This window comes from Brevundimonas sp. SORGH_AS_0993 (assembly GCF_030818545.1).
Classification (GTDB): Bacteria; Pseudomonadota; Alphaproteobacteria; order Caulobacterales; family Caulobacteraceae; genus Brevundimonas.
Genome location: NZ_JAUTAH010000001.1, coordinates 2,280,990 through 2,307,395 on the forward strand (window position 1 = coordinate 2,280,990; position 26,406 = coordinate 2,307,395).

Genomic DNA, 26,406 nt, shown 5'->3' on the forward strand with positions numbered 1-26,406 from the left:
CTTTCAGAGCGCCCGACCCTCCAGTTGAAGCTCGGGCGCGACGGAGCCGGACGCAGCGGCGAGGGGCAGGTGCAGGATGAAGGTCGCCCCCTTGCCCGGTTCGCTCTCGACCTCGGCCCAACCGCCGTGCAGCTCGACCAGGGCCTTGACCAGGGCCAGGCCCACGCCGGGGCCGCCCCGTTCGCGTCGGACGAAGCGGTCGAAGACGTGGGGCTGCAGGTGATAGGGGATGCCCCGGCCGGTGTCCGAAACGCTGAGGCGCACCTCGGTCGGCGATCCTTCGGCCGACAGAGCCACGGCGCCGCCTTCGGAGACGGCGCGGGCGGCGTTTTCCAGCAGATGATCCAGGGCCTGGCCGATGCGGTGGTGATCGGCGCGGATCGGCTTCAGGTCTTTAGGGCAGGTCACGCTCAGTGTCGCGCCGCGCCCCTCGACCTTGGCGCGGACCTTTTCGGCGGCCTGGGCCAGGAGGTCGCAGACCCGCACGTCGCCCGGGGACAGCTCCATCTCCCCGGCGTCGATCTGGGCCATGTCCAGCACGTCGTCGATGGAGCGGGCCAGCTGGCTGGCGGCGATGCGGATGGCGCCGGCGTGCTGGCGGCTGCGTTCGGGCAGGTCGCCCAGGGTCTCCAGCAGTTCGGAATAGCCGACGATGGTGGTCAGGGGCGTGCGCAGCTCATAGGAGACGCTGCCGACGAACTCGCGCTTCAGGGCCTGGCTTTCGGCCAGCGCCTGTTCGCGCTGGACCAGGGCCTGTTCCAGCCCGCGCCGCGCCGTCACGTCCGAGAAGGCGACCAGGGTGGCGCCGTCCGGCAGGGGCCTGGTCTGCCAGGCGGCCACGCGCCCGTCGTTGGTGCGCCCTTCGCCCGATATGGCGACGCGGCTTTCGGGATCGGGATCGGCGACCCGCGCCTTCAGTCCCAGCCACAGGGCCGGGTCCGGCAGGACGGCCTTGCACAGTTCGGCCAGGGCGTCGAAATCGGCGGCCGCCGCGATCCGGTCGCCCGACAGATTCCAGAAGGTCTCGAACGCCTCGTTGTGCAGCCGCAGCCGCCCGTCGGAGCCGAACACGGCCACGGCGTCGTTCAGCTTGTCCAGCGTCGCGGTCTGGACCTGGATCTGGGCGTTGTAGCGGCTGCGCAGCTGCAGCTCGCCGGTGATGTCCGAGAAGATCAGCAGGATGCCGCCCAAGGGGTGGGGCTGGCGCACCACGCGCAGGGTGCGGCCGTCCGGCAGGGACCAGCTGTCGTCGGGCGAAGCCTGGGCGGCGCCGTAGAAGTCCAGTTCGCGCGCTTTCCAGCCGGCGTAGTCGACCACTTCGGGCAGGCGACGACGCTGGCGCAGCCGGTCCAGAAGCTCGGCATGGGTCGGCCGTTCGTCCAGCCAGGCGGGGTCCAGGTCGAACAGGGTCTGAAAGGCGGTGTTGTGGAAGGCCAGCCGCTTGGCCGGGCCGAAGATGGCCACCGCGTCGGCCAGGTGGTTCAGCGTCTCGTCATGGGCCTCGACGTGACGGCGCAGGGTGTCGCGCGTCTCTTCCGCCTCGGTGGCGTCCAGGGCGAAGGCGGTGACGGCGCCGCCGCCCGCCGGTTCGGCGACGATGCGCCAGGCGCGGCGATGGCCCCCGCCCGTGGTCCAGCGGAAGCCTTCCTGACGCACGCCCAGCCGTCCGGCCTCGGCGACCAGGGCGTCGGCGCCCCGGTCGAACGACAGACCCTTTTCGACGGCCTGTTCCAGATTGTCCGCGCCGACCTGGGCCAGCCAGGCCCGGTTGGCCCACGCCAGGCGGCCGGCGCCGTCCACCACCCAGGTCGGCACGGGCGAAGCGTCGCCCAGAAGGGCCAGACCGCTCTCGGCCGCGTCGATGCCCGTCAGGGTCACGCTGGAGGCCGGCGACAGGCGCAGCCAGGCCGCGCCGCCCGCGACCCGACCCTCTATCCGCCAGGGTTCGACCTCGTCCAGGGCGATCAGGCCGTCGAAGGCCTGGCCCTGCTGCACCAGGGCGTCCAGCCGGTCGGCGTGGGTCTGGCGCAGCCGCTCCAGCATGGCCTTGCCCGCCGCCTCGTCCGGGCCGGCCAGGCGGGCGATCAACTCCGGCGGACCCACGGGCGCATCGGCCGCCGCGCCGTCCGGCGTCAGGGCCAGGCTGACGTCGTCGAAGGCGCGAAGCAGCCCTTCGTACCGTCCCAGGGAGGACATGGCCTCGGCGCGCTGGCCCTGCGCGGCCTGGGTCTCGGCGTTCAGCCGGGCGCGCAGCCGCAGAGCCCAGGCGCTGACGGCCAGGGCCAGCCCCGCTGCCCCTGCTGTGGCGACATAGGCGATGTCGGCCTCGGCCATTCCCATCCTGACGTTTCGCGCGAACCGATTCGGTCGTTCACCATACCCCAACCGCGCGAAAAAGCGGCGATGTCCTCACGCGACGGGAGGCGCGGCGTCGCGTCCCGTTGCGTCGGCGCGCGCGGGCGGCGATAGGCGGGACATGACCGACGCTCGCGCCGACCTACTGGCCCCGTCCCTGGACGACTTCGCCCGCCTGGCGCGCGAGACCTTCGACGCCCTGCCGGACGAGTTCCGCCAGGCGGCGGGCGAAGTGGTGTTCCGTATCGACGACTTCGCCGACGAACAGACGCTGAGGGACCTGGAGATCGAGGATCCGTTCGAGCTGACGGGCCTGTATCACGGGGTCGACATCGGCCGCCGCGAGGGGCTGGGACCGGCGCCTGAGCCGTCGCGCGTCTTTCTCTATCGTCGTCCGATCCTGGACGAATGGTGCGAGCGCGGCGACGTCGGCCTGGCCGAGCTGATCGCCCATGTGCTGATCCACGAGATCGGCCATCATTTCGGCCTGTCCGACGACGACATCCACGCCATCGAGGACGCCGCCGACTGAGACCTATTCCGCCGCGGGATAAGGGGTGGTCACTGCGCCGGAGATCATGCCGGGGATGGCCTCGCCCAGACCCAGCAGGATGAACTGGATCGCCAGGGCGCACAGGATCAGGCCCAGAACCTTGACGATGATGGCCATCCCCACCTCGCCCAGAACGCGGCTTAGAAAGCCGGTCAGGGCGAAACAGATGCAGGAGACGACGCAGGCGGCGGCGATGGCGACGACCGAGCCGGCCATGCCGGCATAACCGAGCTGGGCCGCCTCGCCCGCATTGATGATGACGGCTGAGATGGCGCCGGGGCCGATCATCAGCGGAATGGCGAAGGGCACCACCAGCCGCTGGAACCGCCTGCGGGCGTAGCCCCGCACATCCTTGCTGTCGCTCAGGGCGTCCTTGTCGGCGAACAGGGCCAGAAAATCGCCGCGCGCCATGTCCAGCCCCAGGAACAGCAGCAATATGCCCCCCGCGATGCGGAAGGCCGCCAGCGAAATGCCGAAGAACTGAAGCAGGCCCAGGCCCGTGAACAGGAAGAAGCCGAGGAACAGCATGGCGAAGGCGCAGATCAGGGCCGAGACGGAAATCCGCTGACGCAGGGTCGCGCCCGCCGTGGCGGCGGCGAAGATGGGCAGATTGCCGATGGGGTCCAGAAGGGCGAACAGGGTCACGAACAGGTTGACACCCAAATCGACTGCGTTCATCGCCTGCCCTCGCCCTCAATCCGTCACGCCGCCCTGCCGACGCGCCGCGCGTCCGGCATAGCCGCTCAGCGCGAGTCCGTCGATGACCCAGACCGAAACCGCCCGCGACCAGGCCCCCAACCGCGCGCCCGACGAACGGATCATCTGCGCCCTGGACGTGCCGACGACGGCTGAGGCGCAGGCTCTGGTGGAGCGGGTCCAGGACGCGGTCGGCTTCTACAAGATCGGGCTTCAGCTGTTCGCGGCGGGCGGCATGGACCTGGCCCGCGACCTGAAGGCGGACGGCCGCAAGGTCTTTCTGGACTGGAAGCTGCACGACATCGGCGCGACGGTGGAGAAGGCGGCCGCCAGCCTGGCCGAGGCGGGCTGCGATCTTCTGACCGTCCACGCCCGGCCCCAGGTCATGGCGGCGGCGGCGCGCGGCGTGGCCGGTTCGGGCCTGAAGGTGCTGGGGGTGACGGTCCTGACCAGCCTGACGGCCGACGACCTGATCGCCGACGACCACAGCCTGTCCCCCGCCGATCTGGTGGAGCGCCGCGTGCGTCAGGCGCTGGAGGCCGGGATCGACGGCGTTGTCGCCAGTCCGCACGAGGCGGCTCGCGTCAAAGCCCTGGCGACCGAGGCGGGACGGGACGACTTTCTGATCGTGACCCCGGGCGTGCGGCCCGAAGGCGCCGCCCTGGACGACCAGGCGCGGGCGGCCACGCCCGAGGCCGCCTTGACGTCCGGCGCGACCCATCTGGTGATCGGCCGCCCGATCACGGCGGCGGGCGATCCGCGCCGGGCGGCCCTGGCGATCGCCGAGACGATCGCCCTGATCTGAAGCGGGATCAGCCGCGCTCGCCCGGTTCCTGGGCGTAGCCGTGACGCGGACGCGCGGGCGGCGGCGGGGGAGGCGGCGGCGCGACCTCGCCCTCGGGCGGCAGATCGCCGTAGTAGCCGCCGGGCGCATAGGCCGGGGCGGTGTTCACCTGCGGCGGGGCGACGTGGACCTGGGCCGGGGCGACATCGACCGGAGCCGGCTCCACATAGACCGGGGCCTGATCGACATAGACCGGGCCGCCGACCTCCACCTGGGGCGGGGCCAGGTGGACTTGGGACGGGGCGATCTGGACCCGCTGCGGGCCGATGTTGACCGGCGGGGCCTGCACATAGATGGGCGGCTGTTCGATATAGGTCGGCGGTCCCATCTCGATCTGGGGCGGGGCGATGTTCACCTGCGACGGCGCGACATAGATGCGTTGCGGCGCGACATGGACCGGCGGCGCCTGAACATGGACCGGACGCTGTTCGATGTAGCGTTGCCCGTACTGTTGCCCGTACTGTTGCTCATACCGCTGCTCGTAACGGGGTTGCGGCCTCGGGCGCGGCGCCGGGCGGCAGTCGCAGCCGCCGCCCTGATAGGGACGCCAGCCGATATAGTCGCGGCCGAACCCATAGACGGGATAACCGACCGGCGCGCTGACCGGCGCCGGACCGACGAAGCTCACCGGCGCGGACATCACCGGCCCGCCCCAGTATCCCCCCCCGGAATAGCCTTCCGAATAGCCGCCGCCGGAATAGACCGTGCCGCCGCCGACATAGCCGCGCGAGACGCCCGACGACCCCGAATAGGCGTGCGCATTGATGGCGGAATAACTGCGGGCGTAGGCCGCGCCTTGCGCCGAAGCGTAGGCGTTGTTCACATTGACGTTGACGTTGCGGTTGTAGTTTCCGCCGCCGCCGCAGCAGCCGGCGCCGCCGCCATGACCGGGGCCTCCGGCCAGGGCCGGCGCGGTGGAGACGAGCAGGGCCGCCGCTGCGGCTGGGATCACCAATTGTTTCGTCACGGGACAGACTCCTTTGTGTTGTCCCGGTTTGAGCAAGTCCTGCGCCCGATGTTAAGCTTTTGTTAAGGATTTCCGCCGGTCGACTTAAAAATCGACGGCCAGGCCCTTTTTCTCCCAGTCGCCGTATCGGGTGGGTTCCGGACCGCGCGGGCCGCCGTGTTCGGGCGGGGCGGACGGAGCGGATACGGCGGCGCGGCGTTCGGCCGCCTCCATCAGGGCGCGGCGCGCGGTCTCGGTCAGGGGCCGCTCGGGCGTGGCGTGGGGCACGTCGGGGTTGAAGGCGGGGGCGGGCCGTTCGTCGGGGGTGGGCTGTTCGGTCACAGGTCGGCTCCCTTGAGCGCGGGATCGGGCCGCCTCAAATAGGGGATCGAACGCGCGACGCCAACGCAGCGAAGGAACGGTCCGGCGCCCGCGAAACGGAAGAGACGATGAACCATCTGAAGACCTTCGTGCTGCTGGCTGTCATGACCGCCCTGTTCATGGGGCTGGGCTATCTGATCGGCGGCGTGACCGGCATGGTGATCGCCCTGCTGTTCGCGGGCGGCATGAACCTGTTCAGCTATTGGAACGCCGACAAGATCGTTCTGAAGATGTATCGCGCTCAGCCGGTGGACGAGCAACATCCCAACGCCGTGGTCCGCAACTATGTCGCCGACGTGCGCCAGATGGCGCGCGACGCCGGCCTGCCCCAGCCCCAGATCGCCATCATCCCCAACGATCAGCCCAACGCCTTCGCCACCGGTCGTAACCCGCAGAACGCCGCCGTCTGCGCCACGACGGGCTTGCTGGACATGCTGACGCGCGAAGAGGTGCGCGGGGTGATGGCGCACGAACTGGCCCATGTGAAGAACCGCGACACCCTGACCATGACGGTCACGGCCACCATCGCCGGCGCCATCGCCGCCCTGGCCAACTTCGCCCTGTTCTTTCAGGGCGGCGACGACCGCGAGCGGCCGGGCGGCTTGATCGGAACCCTGGCCCTGATGATCCTGGCGCCCATGGCGGCCGGCCTGGTGCAGATGGCCATCAGCCGGGGCCGGGAATACGAGGCCGACCGCGTGGGCGCCGAGATCGCCGGCGACCCCCAGGCCCTGGCCAGCGCCCTGCAGAAGATCGAGGCGTACGCCAAGCGCATCCATAATCCGACGGCCGAGCGCAATCCCGCCTCGGGCCAGCTGTTCATCATCAACCCCCTGGCCGGGCGTGGCGCGGACAATCTGTTCTCGACCCATCCGAACACCGGCAACCGGGTCCGCGCCCTGATGGAGATGGGCGCCCGGATGGGGCTGTCTGTCCGCCCCGTCGCGGCGGCCCCCGCGCCCCTGGCCGTCGGCCGGGCCGCCGACCGGACGCAGCCGCGCCCCGCCGCCGTCACCACAGGCGTGCCGACCACGCCGGCCGCGCCCCGAGGTCCCTGGGGCTGACGCCGAACCCAGGCTGAGACCGATTGTCGCGGCCCCCGATTTCGACCCGCCTGCATCGTCCTTGCGGTTTGCGCTCCGCCTGCGGATCGCCTCACATAGGGATCGGTTTCGTTCAGGGGGTTCCATGTCGCGTCTGCTCGCCTTCGTCTGCGCCTCGGCGCTGCTCGCCACGCCGGTGGCGGCCCAGTCGGTTGATCGGGTCGCCGTCAACGGCATCATCGACCAGGGGCTGAACCACAGCCAGGTCATGCAGACCGCAGCCTATCTGACCGACCGGATCGGCGGGCGGATGACCAACTCGCCCCAGATGCGCGAGGCCGAACGCTGGGCTCAGGCGCAGTTTCGCGACTACGGCCTGTCGAACGTCCGGGCCGAAGGGTTCGAGTTCGGCCGAGGCTGGTCCATCGTCCGCTCCAGCGCGCGGATGACCGCACCCCGCCCTTTGGATCTGCGCGCCATTCCGGTGGCCTGGACGCCCTCGACCAACGGGACGATCAGCGCGGGCGTGGTGGTCGCGCCCCTGGCCAAGGTCGAGGATTTCGACAAATGGCGCGGCAAGCTGGCGGGCAAGATCGTCATGATCTCGCCGCCGGGCACGGGCTCGGAACCGACCGAACCGGCCTTTAAACGCTGGACCAGCGCGGAGCTGGCCGAGCGCAACACCTATAACCAGCCGCAGTATTCGCCCGCCGCCATCCGCAAGTCGCTGGAGACGGCGGACTTCGCTTCGAAACTGGACGCCTTCCTGGTCGAACAGGGCGCCCTGGCCTGGGTGCGGATTTCCCAGCGCGACGGCGGCCTGCTGCACGGCACGGGCTACACCTATCAGGTGGGCGCCACGCCCCGGCTGGCGGGTATGGAGCTGGCGGCCGAAGACTATCGCCGTCTGGCGCGCCTGGCCCTGACCGAAGCCCCGCCGACGCTGGAGCTGATGAGCGAGGTCCGCTTCCACGACGAGGACGTCAACGCCTACAACATCCTGGCCGACATTCCCGGAACCGGCGGGACCAGCGAATATGTCATGGCCGGCGCCCATCTGGACAGCTGGGTCGCCTCCGACGGCGCCCAGGACAATGCGGCCGGCAGCGCGGTGGTGATGGAGGCGGCGCGCATCCTGAAGGCGCTGAACGTGCGGCCCAAGCGCACCATTCGTTTCGCCCTGTGGAATGGAGAGGAGCAGGGGGATCCTGGGCTCCCTGGCCTATGTCGACCGGCACCTGGCGACCCGCGCCCCGTCGAACGATCCGGCCTTGGCCAACCTGCCGAACAATCGCACCTGGCGCAGCCGCTGGCCGATCCAGCCGCGCCCAGGCTATCGCGATCTGGTCGCCTATTTCAACCTGGACAACGGCTCGGGCAAGATTCGCGGCATCAACGCCGAAGGCAATGTCGCCGCCGCCCCGATCTTTCAGGAATGGCTGGCGCCCTTCGCCAGCATGGGGGCCACGACCGTGTCGCTGCGCAACTCGGGCGGCACCGACCATGTCTATATGCAGACGGTCGGCGTGCCGGGGTATCAGTTCATCCAGGACCCGCTCGACTATTCCGCGCGCATCCACCACACCAGCATCGACAGCTACGACCACCTGAAGGCCGAGGATTTGCGTCAGGCGGCGGTCATCCTGGCCAGTTTCCTGCTGAACGCCGCCAACCGCGACGCCCCCCTGCCGCGCATGCCGCTGCGCCGACCCAGCCGACCCCGACCGATCCGTTCGAATATCCGCCGGCAGATTGAAGTCACGTCATTCCGGGGCGCCCATCGGGCGAACCGGGAACCCAGGAGGGTGGCGTACCGCCTCGAGACATCGTTCAAGGCGCTCGGGCGGTCCTGGCTTCCGGGTTCCTCGCTTCGCTCGGCCCCGGAATGACGGTTTAAGCGTTCGCCCGTTCGACGCACATGGCGACGCCCATGCCGCCGCCGATGCACAGGGTCGCCAGACCCTTCTTCGCCCCCGACCTCTTCATCTCGAACAGAAGCGTCGTCAGGATGCGCGCGCCCGAGGCGCCGATGGGGTGGCCGATGGCGATGGCGCCGCCGTTGACGTTGACCCTGGCCGGATCGAGGCCCAGCTCCTTGACCACGCACAGGCTCTGGGCGGCGAAGGCTTCGTTGGATTCGACCAGGTCCAGGTCCGCCACGGTCCAGCCCGCCTTCTCCAGCGCCTTCTTCGACGCCGGGATCGGCCCTGTGCCCATGAGCGACGGATCGACGCCGGCGGTGGCGTAGGACGCAATGCGGGCCAGCGGCTCCAGCCCGCGCGCCCTGGCCTCGTCTGCGCTCATCAGCACCAGGGCGGCGGCGCCGTCGTTCAGGCCCGAGGCGTTGGCGGCGGTGACGCTGCCGTCCTTGGCGAAGGCCGGCCGCAGCTTCTGCATCGCCTCGATGGTCGCGCCGTGGCGGATGTACTCGTCCTGATCGACGGTGACGTCCGCCTTCTTGCCGGGAATGACGACGGGGACGATCTCCTCGGCGAACTTGCCGGCCGTCTGGGCGGCTTCGGCCTTGTGCTGGCTGGCCAGGGCGAACTCGTCCTGGGCCTCGCGGCTGATCGCCCATTTGTCGGCGATGTTCTCGGCCGTCTGGCCCATGTGATAGCCGTTGAAGGCGTCCCACAGACCATCCTTGATCATGGTGTCGACGAAGGCGACGTCGCCCATCTTGGCGCCCGTCCTCAGCTGTTGGGCGTGCGGCGCCTGGCTCATGCTTTCCTGCCCGCCCGCGACGACGATCCTGGCGTCGCCCAAGGCGATCTGCTGGGCGCCGATGGCCACGGCGCGCAGGCCCGAGCCGCAGATCTGGTTCAGGCTCCAGGCGGCGGCTTCCTTTCTGACCCCCGCGCCGACGGCGGCCTGACGCGCTGGTCCCTGACCCGCGGCGGCCTGAAGCACATGACCCAGGATCACCTCGTCCACCTCGTCGCCCGAGACGCCCGCCCGATCCAGCGCCGCCTTGATGGCGATCTCGCCCAGCTTGGAGGCGGGCAGGGACGACAGGCCGCCCAGGAAGGCGCCCACGGGCGTGCGGGCGGCGGAGACGATGACGACCTCGGTCATGGGATTTCGCTCTCTGGGGAATAAAAGTCGTGGCCGTTCTGCCGCATCGCGCGGCCGTCGTCACCCTCAAGGCGCGAGGTCGCACGGCGATTCAGCCAATTGTCACGGTCTGGGCGCATTCTGTCGGGAACGATGGCGGCGATCCCGGATTGGAAAGGCCATGCTGCGCACCCTGCACCGTCTTGTCTCCCACGTCTGCACGCCGGACGAACTGGATATGATCGATCACTACCAGACGCGGGCCGAGCGTCTGGCCGACCTGTGGGTCCATGTGGTGGGCCTGATGCTGGCGGCGGTGGGCGGCCTGATCCTGGCGGGTCTGGCGGGGGTCTATACGGGCGTGGGCGGGGTGATGGCGACGGCCATCTACGCCCTGTGCCTGGTCGGGATGCTGACGGCCTCGACGATCTACAACTGGACCACCCCCTGCGCCGCGCGGCCCGTGCTGCGCCGGCTGGACGAGGCGGCCATCTTCCTGATGATCGCCGGCAGCTACACCCCCTTCACCACCCAGCGGTTCGAAGGCGCCTGGGCGGTAGGCTTCACCACCCTGATCTGGACCCTGGCCTTCGTCGGCGCCGGGGTGAAACTGCTGGCGCCGCGCATCTCGGACAAGTTCTGGAGTGCGGTCTATGTCGTCTTCGGCTGGCTGGCGGTCGCGGCCCTGAAGCCCATGGTCGAGACGGTCCATCCCATCGCCCTGGCCCTTCTGGTCATCGGCGGCCTGATCTACACCGCCGGGGTCTTCGTCTTCATCAGCCCCAAGGTCCGCTTCCGTCGCGCCATCTGGCACGGGTTCGTCGTCACCGGGGCCACCGTCCACTGGGCGGCGGTGCTGGTGGGCGTGGTCCTGGCCCCGGCGATGGCCCAGGGTTGAGGTCGGAAAGGCCCAAAGCCTTCCCTCTGGCGCTTCGCGTCGCAACGGACGATAGTGACGCCTTGCAACATCGCGGGAACAAGCGTGGCTGACGATAAGACCAAGGGCGGAAAAGACGGCGACCCGGCCGTCGTCGTCATCAAGAAGTATGCGAACCGCCGCCTCTACAACACCCGAACCAGCGCCTATGTGACGCTGGAGGACCTGGCCGCCATGGTGCGCGAGGGGGTCGAATTCGTGGTCTATGACGCCAAGACCAACGACGACCTGACCCGCCAGATCCTGACGCAGATCATCTTCGAGGAGGAAAGCCGGGGCGAGGCCCTGCTGCCGGTCCAGTTCCTGCGCCAGTTGATCGGCTTCTACGGCGGATCCATGCAGGGGGTTCTGCCCTCCTATCTGGAGATGTCCCTAGCCAATTTCAGCAAGCAGCAGGAACAGTTCGCCAGCCAGATGAGCCGCGCCTTCGGAACCGGCTCGGGCGCGACCCTGATGGAAGAGGCCGCGCGGGCCAACATGGCCATGTTCCAGCGCGCCCTGCAGATGTTCCCCGGCTTCGGTTACGCCCGCGCCGAGCCGGCCGCCGAACCCGCCGCGCCGTCCCCGGACCCGGCGCCTGAGGCGCCCGACGCCCTGGCCGAGATGCGTCGCCAGATGGACGAGATGCGCCGCCAGATCGACCGGCTGGCGGGCGGCCAGTCGGAATGACCGATGGCGTCCGTCCGGTCGGCGGACCCGAACGGGTCGACCGCCGCGAGAGCGAGCGCCGCCGCCGCGATCGCCGCGTCGCCGCCCGCGCCCTGGTCGCGGTCTCCGGGGGGCAGGCGGAAGAGGCGGCCGCCTCCGACCCGGCAAGACCTGCCGTCCATACGGCGCCCGAGCCCGTCACCGCCGCCTTCGTCGCCCAGCAGATCGGTCAGGGCGGCCAGAAACGGGGTCTGCGCGGCGGTGCGCCTGTGCTGGACGCGGCCCGCGCCGCCTATCTGGGAACCGAATATTCCGGCGCCGCCGAGCGTCGTCCGCCCGCCGGAAAATCGACCAAGACAGAAATCTGATCGCGCGGCACGCGGCTTGCTGAAGCGGAGCGACGTCGTCCGCTTCGGAACCCGCCCATGCCTGCCGCCCTTACCGTCGCCGCCAAGGTCTTCGACGTCGCCGTCGTGGCCCTGATCTTCACGGCCTTTTCTTAGGGCCTGCCGGATTTCGCGCTGCCTGAGGCTTGTTCCTGGCCTATCGGCCTTGGGCCTGCCTGAGGCCGGGAAAGCCGGGAAGCGGGACCTGCGCGCCGGAGAGGCGTGACGACGGGTCTCAGTTTCCGAAGTCGAAGTCCTTGCGGGACGCGATGATGGTCACGATGAAACCGGCCAGCACGTCCAGCAGGATCATCACCACGATCAGGAAGAAGGTCGAGGTGGCGAAGCCCTGCATCAGCAGGAATTCGATCAGCACGGCGATGAACAGCACCATCGACAGGGCGTGGTTGACGATGGCGATCCGCTGGCTGGACGTGGACTTGATCAGTTCGAAGAACAGCAGGATCAGGCCGACGAACAGGATCAGATCGCCCCAGCTGACGCTCCATTGCGCGCCCGAGGTCATGGTCACGGAAAACAGCGGATCGTTCAGCAGGGCGTCCGCCTGGCCGACGCCGCCGGTCAACACCAGGATGTTGTAGAGCGCCACCGGAATAATCAGCAGGGGGATCGCGATCAGCATGGGTCCGGTCTTTTCTGCGCGGCGGGTCCGGGGCCGTCGCGTCGGCGGGACGATAGCGCGCTTCGCCTTCGCCCGCCACGGTCAAGCCTCCGGCCGCTTTCATCCTCTGGGAAAGCCGCCCGCGCGGCTGAGGGCCGAGGGCGCGGGCCGGCCGATCACCGCGCCGATCCATCGCGCCGTCTCGATCAGGGCGTCCAGATCGTAGCCCGTCTCGAACCCCGCGCGCGACAGCATGTAAACCAGATCCTCTGTGGCGATGTTGCCGGTGGCGCCCGGCGCGAAGGGGCAGCCGCCGATGCCGCCGACCGAGGCGTCCAGCACATCGACGCCCGCCTCGACACCCGCATGGGCGTTGGCCAGGCCGGTGTTGCGCGTGTCATGGAAATGCAGGCGCAGGGTCGCGTCCGGCGCCGCCTTTCGCGCGGCCTCGACCTTTCGCGTCACCGCCCAGGGGTCGCCGGCGCCGATGGTGTCGGCCAGGCCGATCTCGGCCACGCCCATCTCGCCGAGGGCGCCCACCATGTCCGTGACCTGGCCGACCGAGACCTCGCCTTCGAACGGACAGCCCCAGACGCAGGAGAGGGTCGCCGAAAGGGACGGCGCGCCGTCGGTCGCCTCCGCATTGTGTCGCCGCGCGACGATTTCGCCCAGCATGGCCAGTTGGTCCTTCACCGCCAGGCCCTGGTTCTTCAGGCCGAAGCCGTCGGTGGCTGCGACCGAGACGTTCACCTCGTTCACCCCCGTGGTCAGCGCCCGGTCGTAACCCTTGCCGTTCAGGACCAGGCCGATGCGGCTGCGCCCCGCCTCGGGCGGCAGGGCGGCCATCACCGCTTCGGCGCCGGCCATCTGGGGCACATATTGGGGATGGACGAACGAGACGGCCTCGATCCTTTTCGCCCCCGCCGCCTCCAGCCGCCGCACCAGATCGACGCGCACGGCCGTGTCCAGCACGGTCTTTTCGTTCTGCAGGCCGTCGCGCGGCCCGACCTCGACGATCTGGATGAAGCGGCTCACCGGCCCGCGCCCGCATCCGTTTCCGCCCCTGCGCCCACGACTGGCCGGGGCGGCGGGGCATAGACCGTCAGGCTGACGTCGTCGCCCGCCGAATAGTTGTGGCCGCGCACGGTTCCGACCGCGCGACCCGACACGCCCAGCCGGGCCGAGGCGGCGCGGAAGGCGTCGGCGTCGCGCGCCTCCACGATGGCGGGCCGGCCCTCGGCCAGGGCCTCGGCGGCCCCTTGCGCGTCCGTCAGGTCGGTGTCCCGTCCGGTCAGGAAGACGAAGCTGGGCTCGTGGAAGCCGGTGATGGCCACCGGCCCCGGCGTGCGGCCCTGGCGGGGATGCAGGTCGGCGGCCTCCAGCGTCTTTTCCAACTGGGGCGCGATGGCCAGGGGGCGCAGCTGACGGATGGTCCCCGCCAAGGCCGCATGGGCCGTGATCCCGAAAACGAGCGAGGCCAGAAGCGCCGTCACCGAAGCCCGGTTCAGCAGCAGGAAGGCCCCCACCAGGGCCGCCGCCGCCGCCGTGCCGATGGTCAGGGCCGCCCAGGTCTGGGCCGTGGAGGTGCCATAGACCGTCAGCCCATAGACGGTGATCCCGATCACCAGCACCGCCGCCAGAACCGCCAGGATGGAGCCGACGATCCGCGACGCCGTTCCGATCGGCCGGGCCAGTGCGGCCGCCGCCAGCAGCGCCAACGCGCCGAAGGTCGGCAGGGTGTAGTGCCACAGCTTGGTTGGGGCCAGTTCGAACATAAGCCAGCCGGGAACCAGCCAGCAGACCATGAAACGGATCGCCGGCTCGGCCCGCCGGCTCCAGCCCGTGGAGACGGCGGCGGGCAGCAGCAGGGTGGACGGGAAGAACAGCAGCGGCGCCAGAAGCAGATACATGCCGGGAAAGCCGGAATGGCTCTCATGCGCGCCGGCGATCTTGGGCGCCAGGTCGCCGCCTATGGCCTCGCGCCAGAAGCCGCCGTCGGTGGCTATGGTGATGGCGATGGCCCACGGCCCGACCATCAGGGCGACCAGCGGCAGGCCCCAGCCCCAGCCCAGCCGCGCCAGCCAACGGACGTTCCGGTCCCAGATCGACAGGGCGATGATCGCCAGCCCGACGACCAACAGACCGATCGGCCCCTTGATCAGGATCGACAGCCCCAGGCCCAGCCAGAACAATAGTTTGTGCGGCCGGATCGGCCGTTCGCCCGCCTGGGTGGCCATATAGATGCGCGCCAGGGCCGCCATGGCCAGGGTCGTGGCCCCGCAAAGCATGGCGTCCGTCTTGGCGATGCCCGCCTCTGTGGACAACAGGAAGGTGGTTCCCAGTATGGCGCCGGCCAGGAAGCCGACGCGGTTGCCGAACAGGGCCGCCCCCGCCCAGGCCGCGGCCCAGGCCGCCAGCATGGCTCCCAGCAGGGACGGGATTCGATAGGGGGCGATCTGGCGATCCTCGACGTCGGAGGTCAGGGCCACCGCCGCCGCCTGCAGCCAGTAGATGCCGACCGGCTTCTTCCAGCGCGGCTCGTCCTGGAAGCGGATGTCGACGAAGTCGTGGCTCTCCAGCATCTGGGCGGTCGCCTGGGCGAAGCGGCTCTCGTCGCGGTCCAGCGGCGGCAGCAGCATCAGGCTGGGCAGGCCCGCGACCAGGGTAAGCAGGGCCGCCAGGACCGGGCCGCGCCAACCGGCGATGAGATGATCCAGTTTCGGAAGGGTCATGCGGCTGTCGTATCACGCCATCCGGCCCCGCCGGAAGCGGTCGTGATCGCATGCGCGTCGCCGTTTCGCCGCGTCGGGCGATGCGCTACAGAGCCGCGATGACCGACGCCGCCGCCGCCCCGCCTGAAACCGCCGCTCCGGACATCTCCGTCGTGGTGCCGGTGCATAACGAATCGGGCGCCGCCGTGCCCCTGGCGCGCGAGATCGCGGCCGCCTTCGCGGGCCGGCCGTATGAGATGATCTTCGTCGACGACGCCTCCAGGGACACGACCCTGGCCGAGCTGAAGGCCGCCATGGCCGAACTGCCGCGCCTGCGCGTCCTGGCCCCACGCCGCCAATGCGGGCCAGAGCCGGGCCGTGCGCACCGGCGTCCTGGCCGCCCGGGCGCCTGTCGTCGTCACCCTGGACGGCGACGGCCAGAACCCGCCGGCCGACGCTCCGCGCCTGGTGGACGCCCTGCTGGCGGCCCCTGCCGATGTGGCCCTGGTGGGCGGCCGCCGCGCCAAGCGCCAGGACTCCAACGCCAAGCGCCAGGCCTCGCTCTGGGCCAACCGCATCCGCCGCAAACTGTTGGGCGACGACGCCGACGACACCGGCTGCGGCCTGAAGGCCTTTCGCCGCGACGTCTTCCTGCGCCTTCCCTATTTCGATCACATCCACCGCTATCTGCCGGCCCTGATGATCCGCGAGGGGTATCGCAACCAGTATCTGGACGTGGACCATCGCCACCGCGAGACGGGCCAGTCGAAATACACCAACTGGGGCCGCCTGCGCGCATCCTTCTCGGATCTTTTGGGCGTCATGTGGCTGAAGACCCGCTCGCGCCAGCCCGGCGCGATATCGGAGTTCTGAATCGCCGTCTCCTCCCCGTTTCATGGGGCGGTGGCGCGACGCCTTTTGGTGTCGTGATGGAGCGGCCGCCGCCGCATCACAGACGCACTTGCGACTTCAAGAGCCCCTTCGCCGCTACGCAGTCCCCCTCCCCGCTTCGCAGGGAGGCGATATGAAAAAGGGCGAGGTCTTGCGACCCCGCCCTTCTGCATTTCAGCGTCGAGTGGCTTGGACTTAGAAGTCCATGCCGCCCATGCCGCCCATGCCGCCCATGTCGGGGGCGCCGCCGGCGGCGGCCTTCTTCGGCGCGTCGGCGACGGCGGCTTCGGTCGTGATCAGGATGCCGGCCACGGAGGCGGCGTCCTGAAGCGCGGTGCGGACCACCTTGGCGGGGTCGATGACGCCCATCTTGACCAGGTCGCCGTACTCTTCCGTCTGGGCGTTGAAGCCGAAGGCGGCGTCAGCGTTTTCCAGAACCTTGCCGACCACGATCGAGCCTTCGACCCCGGCGTTTTCCGAGATCTGACGGATCGGGGCCTGCAGGGCGCGGCGGATGATGGCCACGCCGGCGTTCTGGTCGGCGTTGTCGCCCTTGACGTCGGACAGGATCTTGGAGGCCTTCAGCAGGGCGATGCCGCCGCCGGGAACGATGCCTTCGTCAGCCGCAGCGCGCGTGGCGTTCAGGGCGTCGTCGACGCGGTCCTTCTTCTCCTTGACCTCGACTTCGGTGGAGCCGCCGACGCGCAGGACGGCGACGCCGCCGGCCAGCTTGGCCAGACGTTCCTGCAGCTTCTCCTTGTCGTAGTCCGAGGTGGTGTCCTCGATCTGGCGCTTGATCTGGGCCACGCGGGCTTCGATGTCGGCCTTTTCACCCACGCCTTCGACGATGGTGGTGTCTTCCTTGGTGATCGAGACCTTCTTGGCCTTGCCGAGCATGTCGAGCGTGACGCTCTCCAGCTTGATGCCCAGGTCTTCGGAGATGACCTGGCCGCCGGTCAGGATGGCGATGTCTTCCAGCATGGCCTTGCGGCGGTCGCCGAAGCCCGGCGCCTTGACGGCGGCGACGCGCAGGCCGCCGCGCAGCTTGTTGACCACCAGGGTCGCCAGGGCTTCGCCCTCGATGTCCTCGGCGATGATCAGTAGGGGACGGCCCGACTGAACCACCGCTTCCAGGATCGGCAGCATGGGCTGCAGGCTGGTCAGCTTCTTCTCGAACAGCAGGATCAGCGGCTCTTCGAGAACGGCCTCCATCTTGTCGGCGTTGGTGATGAAGTAGGGCGACAGGTAGCCGCGGTCGAACTGCATGCCTTCGACGACGTCCACGGTGGTGTCGGCGGTCTTGGCTTCCTCGACAGTGATGACGCCTTCGTTGCCGACCTTGGCCATGGCCTGGGCGATCAGCTCGCCGATTTCGCTATCGCCATTGGCCGAGATGGTGCCGACCTGGGCGATTTCCGAGTTGTTGGAGACCGGCTTGGAGTTGGACTTGATCTCTTCCAGCACCAGGCCGACGGCCTTGTCGATGCCGCGCTTCAGGTCCATCGGGTTCATGCCGGCGGCGACGGCCTTCAGGCCCTCTTGCACGATGGCTTGAGCCAGAACGGTTGCGGTGGTGGTGCCGTCGCCCGCCTTGTCGTTCGTTTTCGAAGCGACTTCGCGGATCATCTGGGCGCCCATGTTCTCGAAGGCGTCTTCCAGCTCGATTTCCTTGGCGACCGAGACGCCGTCCTTGGTCGAGCGCGGGGCGCCGAACGACTTCTGGATCACGACGTTGCGGCCCTTGGGACCCAGCGTCACCTTGACGGCGTCAGCCAGGACGTTGACGCCCTTCAGCATCTTGTCGCGGGCGTCGGTGTTGAATTTTACGATCTTAGCGGCCATGCGGGCTGCTCCTTTGGTGTGAGTGGCGAGTGGTTAGCGGCGAGTGGCGAGGGACTTGAACGGGGCGGCGGCGGCGACTTCCTTCGGAAATCTGCTCGCCACTTGCCACTAATCGCTCGCCACTGAGGGCTGAGCCTTAGCTCAGCACTCCGAGCACGTCCGACTCTTTCATGATGATCAGGTCTTCGCCGTCGATCTTCACTTCCGTGCCCGACCATTTGCCGAACAGGATGCGGTCGCCGGCCTTCAGTTCCAGGGCGTTGACCACGCCCTTGTCGTCGCGGGTGCCGGGGCCGACGGAGACGACTTCGCCTTCCTGCGGCTTTTCCTTGGCGGTGTCGGGGATGATGATCCCACCCTTGGTCTTGGATTCTTCTTCAACGCGCTTGACCAGCACGCGGTCGCCGAGCGGACGGAACGCCATCGGACTTCTCCCTTAAAAACCCCCGGATCGGGGCGTTCTGAAACGGTGAGCGGACCCTCTCGCGATCGCCATGTTAGCAGCCGACCAGCAAGAGTGCCAACGCACGGCGCAAGTAGGGCCGGGCGTCGTGACCGTCAAGGCGAAGCCAGCGAAACAAATGCGACGAATTACGCATTGACGAAACAAGTGCTTTGCATATCAAAGTGATTGTGAAGGAGGCGATAGGGCGGTCATTCCGATCCGCCCGTCTCCTTCGAGGAGGCCGATCCGCCATGAACCTGAAATCCAAATCCGTCCTGATCGCTGCGACGGCGGCCCTCGCCGCCCTGATGGGCGGGGGCGCGGCCCTGGCCGGCGACGTGACCATCACCGTTACCGGCGTCCAGGCGCGCGGCGGCGACCTGCTGGTCGGCCTGCAGACCGCCAGCCAGTTTCTCAAGCACGAGGGGTCCTACGGTCAGATCATCGCCGCCCCGACCGCCGGAACCCATGTCGTGACCCTGCGCGACGTCGCCCCTGGCGACTACTCAGTTTCGGTGCTGCACGATGTGGACGGCGATCGCCAGATGAAGATGGCGAACGGTCGTCCTGCCGAGGGCTGGGCCATGGTGAACGGCGCGGCCCTGAGGGCGGCGCCCCGTTTCGACCGGGTCAAGTTCACCGTGCCCGCGGCCGGCGTGGCGGCCGTCAGCGTCGCCATGCAGTATCCGCCGGCGTCCTGACCGCCCCGTCCGGCGGGTGAACCCAGGATGAACGACCCTCTGGCGGTGCGTTCAGACGCGCACCGCTAGAACCGTCTCAACATCGATGCGCGTTTTGGAAGCATCGACCCGAAACGAAGGAGACGGATATGTCCAGGTTGCTGAAGATCACCGCCATCGCCGCCGCCCCCGTCGTCGCCCTGACGATGATCGCGGCCCCGGCCTCGGCCCAGTCGCACCGCGACCGCGACAACACCAGCCGAAACGCCCTGATCGGCGCGGCGGTGGGCGGTCTGGCCGGCGCCCTCTACGGCAATGGCGACGGCAACTATATCGCCGGCGGCGCCCTGGCCGGCGCGGCGCTGGGCGCCGTGGCCTCCAATCGCGGCTCGGGCTGCGAATACTATCGCGGCGGCCGCTGCTACCGGAACCAGGGGCACTGGGAACGCGAACACGGCATCAACAGCCGCGACTACGGCTACGACTACCGGTACGACGGTCGCCGCTACGAGTCGCGTTACGACCGCCGCTACGACCGCGATTATCGCGACGACCGGGGCTATCGCCGCGACTACCGCTACGACCGTCGCTGGTAGGGGCGCCATCCGATCCTCCAAGGGTCGCGGGGCCCGGCCGAAAGGCCGGGCCTTTTCGCGTCTGTGTCCTGCAGGCTCAGGCGGCTACGCGCGGTCCCCAGTAGGGGAAGGGGTCGTCGAACCTGGCCCAGCCCTTGGGGCCGCGCTCCATCTCGAACCGGGTCAGAAGGGCTGCGTCGAACATCGAGGTCAGCAGGTCGCGGTTCATGTCCTTGCCGATCAGCACGATCTCCTGCCGCCGGTCTCCATAGGGGCGGCGCCAAACCGCCTCGATCGACTTCAGCCAGTCCGCGTCGTCGTCGGGCCAGCGGTCGCGCGGCGCGGAGGCCCACCACAGGCCGCCCCACTCATGTTCGGTCACGGCGCCGGCCTGGCTCCAGGACCCGACATAGTCCATGCGGCTGGCCAGCCAGAAGAAACCCTTGGAGCGCCACACGCCCGGCCATTCCCGTTGCAGCAGGTCGTGGAAACGGCGCGGGTGGAAGGGCTTGCGCGCCCGATAGACGAAGGTTGAGACGCCATATTCCTCGGTCTCGGGCGTGACCTCGCCACGCAGGGCCTGGGACCACCCGGCCGCCTGTTCGGCGCGGGCCATGTCGAACAGGCCCGTGCCGATCACCGCCTTCAGCGGCACGGCGCCGCGCACCGCCTCCACGATCCGGGCGCGGGGGTTGAACTGGGCCAGCATGGCCCGCAGCACCCTTTTCTGCGTCTCGTCCAGCAGGTCGATCTTGTTCAGCACGATGACGTCGGCGAACTCGATCTGGTCGATCAGCAGATTGGCGACCGTGCGTTCGTCGTCCTCGCCCAGGTGTTCGCCCCGCGTCTTCAGCCGGTCGGTCGAGGGATAGTCGCGGTGGAAGTTGAAGGCGTCCACCACCGTCGCCATGGTGTCGATCCGGGCCACGTCCGACAGGCTGAATCCCTCCTCGTCGCGGAAGTCGAAGGTGGCGGCGACCGGCATGGGCTCCGAGATCCCGGTGGATTCGATCAGCAGATGGTCGAACCGCCCCTCGCGCGCCAGCTTGCCCACCTCGATCAGCAGATCCTCGCGCAGGGTGCAGCAGATGCAGCCGTTGGACATCTCCACCAGCCGCTCCTCGGTGCGCGACAAGTCCGCCCCGCCGCCGTCCCGCACCAGGGCCGCATCGATGTTCACCTCGCTCATGTCGTTGACGATGACGGCGACGCGCAGACCCTCTCGGTTGGCCAGCACATGGTTCAGCAAGGTGGTTTTCCCGGCGCCCAGAAAGCCGGACCGGACGGTGACGGGCAGGGGTTTGAAGTCGGACATCGGCGCTCCATGTCGCCCGGCGCTTGACCCGGCGGGCCTGATCATGGAAATGATAGGTACATTATAACATATCAAATCATCAAGGTCATCAATGGCGGTCGGCGCGGTCGTGCACGGGCTCTCGCCCTCGGTCTTCACCACCCTGTTCGAGCCACAGGTGCGCCTGGCCATCTGCGCCCGGCCCGACCTGCTGCGTAACGGCGCCGAGGCCGCGCCCGCGGATTTCTCGGCCGCTTGCGACGGACGCTGGATCGAGCCGTCGGGGCCGGCGCCCGACTGGCTGCTGGACGACATTCAGCGGCTGGGCGAAATCCTGAGCCGGGTCACGGGCGTCGAGACCTGGCGGGCGCGGTTTGAGACGGTCCAGACCCGCGCCTGCCCGCGCTTTCATCAGGACGCGATCGCCGCCCGGCTGATCGTCACCTACGACGGTCCGGGCACGGAATGGGCCTTCGAAAGCGAGGTGGCCGACGACCTGGACGCCCGGCGGGCCGAGACCCGCGCGCGCATCCGCAGACTGCATCCGGGCGAGATCGCGGTCCTGAAGGGCACGGCGCCGGGCTGGGAGCCGTGGCCCGACTTTCCCGCCGTGCTGCATCGCTCGCCTCCGGCCAGCCGCCAGACCCCCCGTCGGGTCCTGACACTGGACGCCGTCTGATCAGGACAGGGCGGGCGGTCGTCCGATCCGCCCCAGATGGGTGATGTCGAACCCGTCCGGAGATTTCAGCCCGTAACCCAGGGCGCGATCCAGGCCGATATGGGCCAGCCAGATCAGGGCCACGGACGTGGCTGACGGACTGGATGCGGCGAGCCCCACGGCTCCCAGCACGAGGGGTCCGATCAGGCTGTGCGCCAGATTATAGCCCAGGGCGCCGAGACGCGGTCCCGCCAGATAGGCTGCGAAACTGACGTCGGGCGCCAAAAACAGGACGGCGAACAGGATCCAGCTGGCGTCCATATGGGCGTAGGCCGCCAGGGCAGCCACAAAAAGCGCCAGGGCTTCGAGCCTTTGCCAAGTTGCAGCGACGACCTTCATTGCGACAGACGTCGCATCAGGGCGGCGGTTGAGGGGTCCAGGGCCTCGGACGGTCGTCCCGCCTCCACATCCTTCAGGATCGCCTTCGCTAGAACCTTGCCCAGTTCGACGCCCCATTGGTCAAAGCTGTTGATGTCCCAGATCACGCCCTCGACGAAGGTCTTGTGCTCATAGAGGGCCAAGAGCGCGCCCAGGGTCTCGGGCGTCAACCGATCCATGACGATGGCGGTCGAGGGCCGGTCTCCCGTGAAGGTGCGGTGGGTCGAAAGCCGCGTCGCCTCTTCGTCCGACAGCCCTTGCGCCAGACCTTCCGCCTTGGCGGCTTCGGTCGTCTTGCCCAGCATCAGGGCCTGCCCCTGGGCCAGGGCGTTGGACCACAGCGGGGCCTCGGGCGCATCCCCATGCGTTCGGGCGACGATCACGAATTCGGCCGGAACCACCTGCGGACCCTGGTGGATCTGCTGGAAAAAGGCGTGCTGGCCGTTGGTTCCCGGTTCGCCGAACACGACGGGACAGGTCTGGCGCGTCACCGGCGTGCCGTCGCGATGCACCCGCTTGCCGTTCGATTCCATCTCCAGTTGCTGCAGGAAGGACGGCAGGCGGCGCAGGGCGTGGGCGTAGGGGGCCACCGTCCGCGCCCTGCGGTCCAGGCCGTCCACGTTGAACACCTGGGCCAGGGCCATCAGCACCGGCGCGTTCTTCTCCAGCGGGGCCGTGACGAAATGGTCGTCCATGGCGGCGGCGCCCGCCAGCATCCGTTCGAACACCTCCCACCCCAGGGCGATGGCGCACGACAGGCTGACCGCCGCCCACAGCGAATAGCGCCCGCCGACCCAGTCCCGGAAGGCGAAGGTCCGGCCGCAGCCGAAAGCCGCCGCCTTGTCCGGCGCCGCCGTCACCCCGATGAAGTGTTTGGTCATGCCCTCGGCGGGCAGCGACGCCGCCAGCCAGGTCTTGGCCGCCTCGGCGTTGGCCAGGGTTTCCTGCGTCGTGAAGGTCTTGGACACCACCACCACCAAGGTCGTCTCGGGGTCCAGGCCGGTCAGGGCCTCGGCCATGTCGCGCGGGTCGATGTTGGCGACGAACCGCAGGTCGAGGACCGGGTCCAGCGGGCGCAGGGCGTCCCACACCAGACGCGGCCCCAGGTCCGACCCGCCGATGCCGACATGGACAATGGCCTCGAACCGCCGGCCGGTCGCCCCGGCCTCCGCGCCGGTACGCACGGCCTCGGCATAGGCCCTCATCTCGGCGCGGACGGCGTCCACCTCGGCCGAGACTGGTTCGCCCAGGGCCTTGAAGTCGGCGCCCGGCGCGGCGCGCAGGGCCGGGTGCAGCACCGCCCGGCCTTCGGTCAGATTGACCGCCTCGCCGCCGAACAGGGCCGCGCGGCGCCCTTCCACGTCGCTGGCTCGCGCCAGGTCCAGACACGCCTCGAAGGCCGCGCGGGTCCAGCTCTGTTTCGACAGATCGACATAAAGGCCCGCCGCCTCGACCGACATCCGATCCAGCCGGTCTGGATCGGCGGCGAACTGGTCCGCGATCCGGCCTTTCGCGGCCTCGGCGGCGGTCAGGTCGAAGGTCGTCCAGGCGGCGTCGCGGGTCATCGGCGGTCCTCGTCTAACAGGGTAAACACTCGTTTACGGTCGGGGCGTATTCAGGATCAACGTCCCAGCGGACGCTGAAACAGGAAGTCACCTCAATGTCCTGCGGCCTTGCTCTCACGATCGCCCTGTCGATGTCCAATCCCGCCGTGGCCCTGGCGGCGGAACAGCCGGCGGCGGCGCCGGGCGCGCCGGTCTCCGTCGCGGGCGAACCCCTGTTCGCCGACATCATCGCCCGCTCGGCCCGTCTGAAGGCGATGGTGGACGGCTGGGCCGCCGCCAAGGCCGCCGACGACGCCGCCTTCTTCGCCAGCCAGGTCTTCACCGGCTTCAAGGCCCAGGCGGACGAACTGGCGGCCCTGGACATGCAGGGGCATCTGATCCTCAAGGAACGCGGCACGGACGGCGATCTGAAATGCATCCTGCGCGGCATTTCTGAAGACATGCCCAAGAAGGTCGCGGCCGTTCAGGCGGCCGCCAGCCCGGCCGAGCGCGCCACCGCCCTGTCGGAACTGTCTTATCTGCTGAACGACAATGTCGAGGTCATCACCGCCCCGCCGAAGCCGGCGGTGTAGGACCCCGGTTCCGCCTCAGCGCCTCGATCACCACGCCCTCGGTCAGCAGCTGGGGCAGGATTTCGGGTTCGGCCCGGCCGGGGCGATAGACCAGATACAGCGGCACGCCCGACCGGCCGTGCGCCTGGAGTTCTTGCGCGATGGCGTCGTCGCGCCGGGTCCAGTCCCCCACCAGATAGACGGCGTTCGCCGCCCGGATCGCCTCGGCCACGCGCGGCGACGACAGGGCCGTCCGCTCGTTGATCTTGCACGTCACGCACCAGTCGGCGGTCAGGTTGACCAGGACCGGCCGGCCCGCCGCCGTCGCCTGGGCCACCGCCTGGGGCGACCAGGGCCGGGCGGGCAGGGCGGTCTGGGCGGCTTGGGCGGCTTGGGCGCTGGCGCCCTCCACGACCGCCGGCCGATCTTGCGCCGTCATGGCTGCGGCGCCCGCCAGCATGAGGGCCGACAGCAGCGCCAGGGTCGCGGTCACGACGCCGATCGCCGCCCGCCGACCTTCGGCCCGACGCGCCTGGACGCGGCCATAGGTCCAGCCGGCGAAGGCCAGCGCCAGGCCGGCGGCCAGAAGCCCGGCCAGGGGCTGGCCCCCGCCCTGCTGGCCGAACACCCAGGCCAGCCACAGGGCCGCCCCGTACATGGGAAAGGCCAGGACGCCCTTCAGCGTCTCCATCCAGGCGCCGGGGCGGGGCAACCGCGCCAGAAGGCCGGGCGACAGGCTGATCGCCACATAGGGCGCCGCCAGACCCAGCCCCAGGGCCGTGAAGACCGCCAGCGCCAGGGGCCAGGGCAGGACCAGGGCCGCGCCCAGGGCGGCCGCCATGAAGGGCGCGGTGCAGGGGGCCGCCACCACCACCGCCAGCACTCCGGTGAAGAAGGCGCCGGTCGCGCCGGGCAGGCGGGCCAGAGGCCCGGACCCGGCCCCCTGCAGCCCGGCGCCCACATGAAAGACGCCCGACAGGTTCAGACTCACGCCCAACAGGATCAGAGCCAGGGTCGCGGTCACGCCCGGCGACTGCAACTGGAAGCCCCAGCCGACAGCCTGACCGGCGGTCCTCAGCACCAGAAGCGCGCCCGCCAGTGTCAGAAAGCTGGCCAGCACCCCGGCCAGAAAGGCCAGGCCGTCGCGGCGCGCGCGGGCCGGGTCGTGGGCGGCGGCCGACAGGGCGGCGGCCTTCATCGCCAGCACCGGAAAGACGCACGGCATCAGATTCAGCACCAGTCCGCCCAGCAGGGCCAGGGCCAGGACGTGCTGCAAACCCAGGCCGCCGGCCCCGGACGTTTGCCCCGTCTTCGCCCCGGCCTCGACCCCGGCCTCGACCCCGGCCTCGACCCCGGCCTCGACACTGGCCGCGGCCTCCGACAGAGGGGTAAGGGTCGCCTGGCCCTCTGCTCCCGCCAGCGGCGGCCCCGGCTCGGCGGTGATCTCCCAGGCGCCCCTGTCGGTGGCCAGAACGCCCGAGACGGCGCCGTCGCCCGCCTGTCGTCCCGGCGTCAGCCTCAGGCTCAGGCCGTCGGGTCCGCGTCGGCCGCTCTGCACCGCCGCATGGTCGATGCGACCGGCCTCGAACGGAAAGAAATAGGCCGCGCCGACGCCGCCCGCCAGAGGCCCGCCGGTCGCAGTCAGGGTCAGGCTTTCGCCCTGGCCGCCGCGCGTGACGCGGGCGGTGACGCCGGCCGGACGCGGTGCGGCCGCGACGGTCTTGCGGATCGCCTCGCCCCAGGGCCGGGCCAGGGGCGCGGCGCCCTCGCGCACCGGCAGGGCCAGGGACAGGGTCAGGGGTTCGGGCACGCACATCCGGTCGCTGCACACCAGAAACAGGGCCTGGGCCGTCAGGGTCAGGACCTCGCCCGGTCGCGCCGTCGCCGGAACCTGGATCGGCACGGGCAGGAAGACCTCGCCCGAATAGCCGTAGTTCATCAGCCCCAACAGCCTCTGGCGCGTCGGCAGGGGCCACAGGACGGGATCGGCCTTCACCCCGGCCGGCAAGGTCCAGTCCAGGGTGGTCGCCCCGCCCGAATCGCCGGGATTGCGCCAATAGGTGTGCCAGCCCGGCTGGATCGCCTGGCGCACGGCCACGACCACGGTGGAACCCGGCGTGGCCCATTGGGTCATGGGGACCAGTTCCGCCTCGATCCGTTCGGTCCTCTGGGCGCCGAAGGCCGGCTCGACCGCCGAAGCCTGAACCGTGGGCGCCAGGACGGCCAGCATCAGGGCGACAAGAAGAGCGAAGGGACGCAAAGGGGCATTTCCGAAAGGCGCGACGGGCCTG

The 26,406-nt window shown here is 69.5% G+C and carries 25 protein-coding genes and 2 pseudogenes; 13 read left to right on the forward strand and 14 right to left on the reverse strand.

The features are described from left to right. Window positions 1-3: 3 nt before the first annotated feature. A complete protein-coding gene (locus QE389_RS11315; RefSeq protein ID WP_307367344.1) occupies window positions 4-2,334 on the reverse strand; it encodes a PAS domain-containing sensor histidine kinase in 2,331 nt (776 codons plus the stop codon). Window positions 2,335-2,476: 142 nt separating this feature from the next. Here QE389_RS11315 and QE389_RS11320 point away from each other — a divergent pair, with 142 nt between their 5' ends. Beyond that, window positions 2,477-2,887 (forward strand): metallopeptidase family protein, encoded by a 411-nt coding sequence (locus QE389_RS11320; RefSeq protein WP_307367345.1) that lies wholly within the window; start codon window positions 2,477-2,479, stop codon window positions 2,885-2,887. 3 nt (window positions 2,888-2,890) lie between these two features. Here the strand turns inward: QE389_RS11320 and QE389_RS11325 are convergent, their stop codons facing one another. Next, window positions 2,891-3,586, reverse strand: a complete 696-nt coding sequence (locus QE389_RS11325; protein WP_307367347.1) for a MarC family protein — start codon at window positions 3,584-3,586, stop codon at window positions 2,891-2,893. Window positions 3,587-3,668: 82 nt separating this feature from the next. Here QE389_RS11325 and pyrF point away from each other — a divergent pair, with 82 nt between their 5' ends. Then, a complete protein-coding gene (gene pyrF / locus QE389_RS11330) occupies window positions 3,669-4,409 on the forward strand; it encodes an orotidine-5'-phosphate decarboxylase (protein WP_307367349.1) in 741 nt (246 codons plus the stop codon). A 7-nt stretch (window positions 4,410-4,416) separates the two neighbouring features. Here pyrF and QE389_RS11335 read toward each other — a convergent pair whose 3' ends face one another. Together QE389_RS11335 and QE389_RS11340 are read right to left on the reverse strand one after the other, a co-directional pair. After that, complete coding sequence (locus QE389_RS11335) at window positions 4,417-5,415, reverse strand: hypothetical protein (protein WP_307367351.1); 999 nt, start codon at window positions 5,413-5,415, stop codon at window positions 4,417-4,419. 84 nt (window positions 5,416-5,499) lie between these two features. Then, window positions 5,500-5,736 carry a DUF1674 domain-containing protein gene (locus QE389_RS11340; RefSeq protein ID WP_307367353.1) on the reverse strand — a complete coding sequence of 79 codons (237 nt, stop codon included), beginning with the start codon at window positions 5,734-5,736 and terminating at the stop codon, window positions 5,500-5,502. Between the two features lie 107 nt (window positions 5,737-5,843). Here QE389_RS11340 and htpX point away from each other — a divergent pair, with 107 nt between their 5' ends. The 3 genes and pseudogenes from htpX to QE389_RS11355 all read left to right on the forward strand — a co-directional run bounded on the left by htpX (window position 5,844) and on the right by QE389_RS11355 (window position 8,707). After that, on the forward strand, window positions 5,844-6,839 hold the full coding sequence (gene htpX / locus QE389_RS11345; protein WP_307367355.1) for a zinc metalloprotease HtpX: 996 nt from the start codon (window positions 5,844-5,846) through the stop codon (window positions 6,837-6,839). Window positions 6,840-7,770: 931 nt separating this feature from the next. Continuing rightward, window positions 7,771-8,010, forward strand: a pseudogene (locus QE389_RS11350) (M28 family peptidase); the annotation flags it as partial. Next, complete coding sequence (locus QE389_RS11355) at window positions 8,006-8,707, forward strand: M28 family peptidase (protein WP_307369060.1); 702 nt, start codon at window positions 8,006-8,008, stop codon at window positions 8,705-8,707. The pseudogene QE389_RS11350 and the gene QE389_RS11355, both read left to right, overlap by 5 nt. A 4-nt stretch (window positions 8,708-8,711) precedes the next feature. Here QE389_RS11355 and QE389_RS11360 read toward each other — a convergent pair whose 3' ends face one another. Then, the gene (locus QE389_RS11360) at window positions 8,712-9,893 is read right to left on the reverse strand and encodes an acetyl-CoA C-acetyltransferase (RefSeq protein WP_307367356.1); all 1,182 of its coding nucleotides are present in this window, start codon (window positions 9,891-9,893) and stop codon (window positions 8,712-8,714) included. 160 nt (window positions 9,894-10,053) lie between these two features. Here QE389_RS11360 and QE389_RS11365 point away from each other — a divergent pair, with 160 nt between their 5' ends. The 3 genes from QE389_RS11365 to QE389_RS11375 all read left to right on the forward strand — a co-directional run bounded on the left by QE389_RS11365 (window position 10,054) and on the right by QE389_RS11375 (window position 11,825). Beyond that, a complete protein-coding gene (locus tag QE389_RS11365; RefSeq protein WP_307367358.1) occupies window positions 10,054-10,770 on the forward strand; it encodes a hemolysin III family protein in 717 nt (238 codons plus the stop codon). An 84-nt stretch (window positions 10,771-10,854) separates the two neighbouring features. Continuing rightward, entirely contained in the window at window positions 10,855-11,478 is a 624-nt protein-coding gene (gene phaR, locus QE389_RS11370; protein WP_307367360.1) for a polyhydroxyalkanoate synthesis repressor PhaR, read from the forward strand. Then, the gene (locus tag QE389_RS11375) at window positions 11,475-11,825 is read left to right on the forward strand and encodes a hypothetical protein (RefSeq protein ID WP_307367362.1); all 351 of its coding nucleotides are present in this window, start codon (window positions 11,475-11,477) and stop codon (window positions 11,823-11,825) included. Before phaR ends, QE389_RS11375 begins: the two co-directional genes overlap by 4 nt. A gap of 253 nt (window positions 11,826-12,078) precedes the next feature. Here QE389_RS11375 and QE389_RS11380 read toward each other — a convergent pair whose 3' ends face one another. The 3 genes from QE389_RS11380 to QE389_RS11390 form a co-directional block, all read right to left on the reverse strand. Continuing rightward, a complete protein-coding gene (locus tag QE389_RS11380) occupies window positions 12,079-12,486 on the reverse strand; it encodes a hypothetical protein (RefSeq protein WP_307367364.1) in 408 nt (135 codons plus the stop codon). A gap of 99 nt (window positions 12,487-12,585) precedes the next feature. Further along, window positions 12,586-13,500 carry a hydroxymethylglutaryl-CoA lyase gene (locus tag QE389_RS11385; RefSeq protein WP_307367366.1) on the reverse strand — a complete coding sequence of 305 codons (915 nt, stop codon included), beginning with the start codon at window positions 13,498-13,500 and terminating at the stop codon, window positions 12,586-12,588. Next, window positions 13,497-15,197, reverse strand: coding sequence for a glycosyltransferase family 39 protein (locus QE389_RS11390; RefSeq protein ID WP_307367368.1), 1,701 nt, complete (start codon window positions 15,195-15,197; stop codon window positions 13,497-13,499). Before QE389_RS11390 ends, QE389_RS11385 begins: the two co-directional genes overlap by 4 nt. Window positions 15,198-15,295: 98 nt before the next feature. Between QE389_RS11390 and QE389_RS11395 the strand changes: the two are divergent. After that, window positions 15,296-16,049: pseudogene (locus QE389_RS11395) on the forward strand (glycosyltransferase family 2 protein). 213 nt (window positions 16,050-16,262) lie between these two features. Here the strand turns inward: QE389_RS11395 and groL are convergent. Both groL and QE389_RS11405 read right to left on the reverse strand, forming a co-directional pair. Continuing rightward, a complete protein-coding gene (groL, locus tag QE389_RS11400) occupies window positions 16,263-17,909 on the reverse strand; it encodes a chaperonin GroEL (RefSeq protein ID WP_307367369.1) in 1,647 nt (548 codons plus the stop codon). A 136-nt stretch (window positions 17,910-18,045) separates the two neighbouring features. After that, the gene (locus QE389_RS11405; RefSeq protein ID WP_307367371.1) at window positions 18,046-18,333 is read right to left on the reverse strand and encodes a co-chaperone GroES; all 288 of its coding nucleotides are present in this window, start codon (window positions 18,331-18,333) and stop codon (window positions 18,046-18,048) included. Window positions 18,334-18,605: 272 nt separating this feature from the next. On the opposite strand from QE389_RS11405, the gene QE389_RS11410 reads away from it, so the two are divergent. Together QE389_RS11410 and QE389_RS11415 are read left to right on the forward strand one after the other, a co-directional pair. Further along, window positions 18,606-19,055 carry a DUF2141 domain-containing protein gene (locus tag QE389_RS11410; RefSeq protein WP_307367373.1) on the forward strand — a complete coding sequence of 150 codons (450 nt, stop codon included), beginning with the start codon at window positions 18,606-18,608 and terminating at the stop codon, window positions 19,053-19,055. 128 nt (window positions 19,056-19,183) lie between these two features. After that, window positions 19,184-19,630, forward strand: coding sequence for a glycine zipper 2TM domain-containing protein (locus QE389_RS11415; protein ID WP_307367375.1), 447 nt, complete (start codon window positions 19,184-19,186; stop codon window positions 19,628-19,630). Between the two features lie 76 nt (window positions 19,631-19,706). Here the strand turns inward: QE389_RS11415 and zigA are convergent, their stop codons facing one another. Then, entirely contained in the window at window positions 19,707-20,924 is a 1,218-nt protein-coding gene (gene zigA / locus QE389_RS11420) for a zinc metallochaperone GTPase ZigA (RefSeq protein WP_307367377.1), read from the reverse strand. Between the two features lie 91 nt (window positions 20,925-21,015). On the opposite strand from zigA, the gene QE389_RS11425 reads away from it, so the two are divergent. Beyond that, window positions 21,016-21,582, forward strand: coding sequence for a DUF1826 domain-containing protein (locus QE389_RS11425; RefSeq protein ID WP_307367379.1), 567 nt, complete (start codon window positions 21,016-21,018; stop codon window positions 21,580-21,582). On the opposite strand, the gene QE389_RS11430 is transcribed toward QE389_RS11425, so the two are convergent. Together QE389_RS11430 and pgi are read right to left on the reverse strand one after the other, a co-directional pair. Then, a complete protein-coding gene (locus QE389_RS11430) occupies window positions 21,583-21,960 on the reverse strand; it encodes a DUF4260 domain-containing protein (RefSeq protein WP_307367381.1) in 378 nt (125 codons plus the stop codon). After that, on the reverse strand, window positions 21,957-23,564 hold the full coding sequence (pgi, locus tag QE389_RS11435) for a glucose-6-phosphate isomerase (protein WP_307367383.1): 1,608 nt from the start codon (window positions 23,562-23,564) through the stop codon (window positions 21,957-21,959). Before pgi ends, QE389_RS11430 begins: the two co-directional genes overlap by 4 nt. Window positions 23,565-23,659: 95 nt before the next feature. On the opposite strand from pgi, the gene QE389_RS11440 reads away from it, so the two are divergent. Continuing rightward, entirely contained in the window at window positions 23,660-24,136 is a 477-nt protein-coding gene (locus QE389_RS11440) for a hypothetical protein (RefSeq protein ID WP_307367385.1), read from the forward strand. Here the strand turns inward: QE389_RS11440 and QE389_RS11445 are convergent. Next, window positions 24,108-26,375, reverse strand: a complete 2,268-nt coding sequence (locus QE389_RS11445; protein WP_307367387.1) for a protein-disulfide reductase DsbD — start codon at window positions 26,373-26,375, stop codon at window positions 24,108-24,110. The two genes, QE389_RS11440 and QE389_RS11445, sit on opposite strands and share 29 nt — an antisense overlap. Window positions 26,376-26,406: the final 31 nt, after the last annotated feature.

Coding starts and splice junctions, on each gene's coding strand:
- QE389_RS11315 (WP_307367344.1), bottom strand. CDS start 2,334: ATGGCCGAGGCCGACATCGCCTATGTCGCCACAGCAGGGGCAGCGGGG.
- QE389_RS11320 (WP_307367345.1), top strand. CDS start 2,477: ATGACCGACGCTCGCGCCGACCTACTGGCCCCGTCCCTGGACGACTTC.
- QE389_RS11325 (WP_307367347.1), bottom strand. CDS start 3,586: ATGAACGCAGTCGATTTGGGTGTCAACCTGTTCGTGACCCTGTTCGCC.
- pyrF (WP_307367349.1), top strand. CDS start 3,669: ATGACCCAGACCGAAACCGCCCGCGACCAGGCCCCCAACCGCGCGCCC.
- htpX (WP_307367355.1), top strand. CDS start 5,844: ATGAACCATCTGAAGACCTTCGTGCTGCTGGCTGTCATGACCGCCCTG.
- QE389_RS11355 (WP_307369060.1), top strand. CDS start 8,006: ATGGAGAGGAGCAGGGGGATCCTGGGCTCCCTGGCCTATGTCGACCGG.
- QE389_RS11360 (WP_307367356.1), bottom strand. CDS start 9,893: ATGACCGAGGTCGTCATCGTCTCCGCCGCCCGCACGCCCGTGGGCGCC.
- QE389_RS11365 (WP_307367358.1), top strand. CDS start 10,054: ATGCTGCGCACCCTGCACCGTCTTGTCTCCCACGTCTGCACGCCGGAC.
- QE389_RS11375 (WP_307367362.1), top strand. CDS start 11,475: ATGACCGATGGCGTCCGTCCGGTCGGCGGACCCGAACGGGTCGACCGC.
- QE389_RS11380 (WP_307367364.1), bottom strand. CDS start 12,486: ATGCTGATCGCGATCCCCCTGCTGATTATTCCGGTGGCGCTCTACAAC.
- QE389_RS11390 (WP_307367368.1), bottom strand. CDS start 15,197: ATGACCCTTCCGAAACTGGATCATCTCATCGCCGGTTGGCGCGGCCCG.
- groL (WP_307367369.1), bottom strand. CDS start 17,909: ATGGCCGCTAAGATCGTAAAATTCAACACCGACGCCCGCGACAAGATG.
- QE389_RS11405 (WP_307367371.1), bottom strand. CDS start 18,333: ATGGCGTTCCGTCCGCTCGGCGACCGCGTGCTGGTCAAGCGCGTTGAA.
- QE389_RS11410 (WP_307367373.1), top strand. CDS start 18,606: ATGAACCTGAAATCCAAATCCGTCCTGATCGCTGCGACGGCGGCCCTC.
- QE389_RS11415 (WP_307367375.1), top strand. CDS start 19,184: ATGTCCAGGTTGCTGAAGATCACCGCCATCGCCGCCGCCCCCGTCGTC.
- zigA (WP_307367377.1), bottom strand. CDS start 20,924: ATGTCCGACTTCAAACCCCTGCCCGTCACCGTCCGGTCCGGCTTTCTG.
- QE389_RS11425 (WP_307367379.1), top strand. CDS start 21,016: ATGGCGGTCGGCGCGGTCGTGCACGGGCTCTCGCCCTCGGTCTTCACC.
- QE389_RS11430 (WP_307367381.1), bottom strand. CDS start 21,960: ATGAAGGTCGTCGCTGCAACTTGGCAAAGGCTCGAAGCCCTGGCGCTT.
- pgi (WP_307367383.1), bottom strand. CDS start 23,564: ATGACCCGCGACGCCGCCTGGACGACCTTCGACCTGACCGCCGCCGAG.
- QE389_RS11440 (WP_307367385.1), top strand. CDS start 23,660: ATGTCCTGCGGCCTTGCTCTCACGATCGCCCTGTCGATGTCCAATCCC.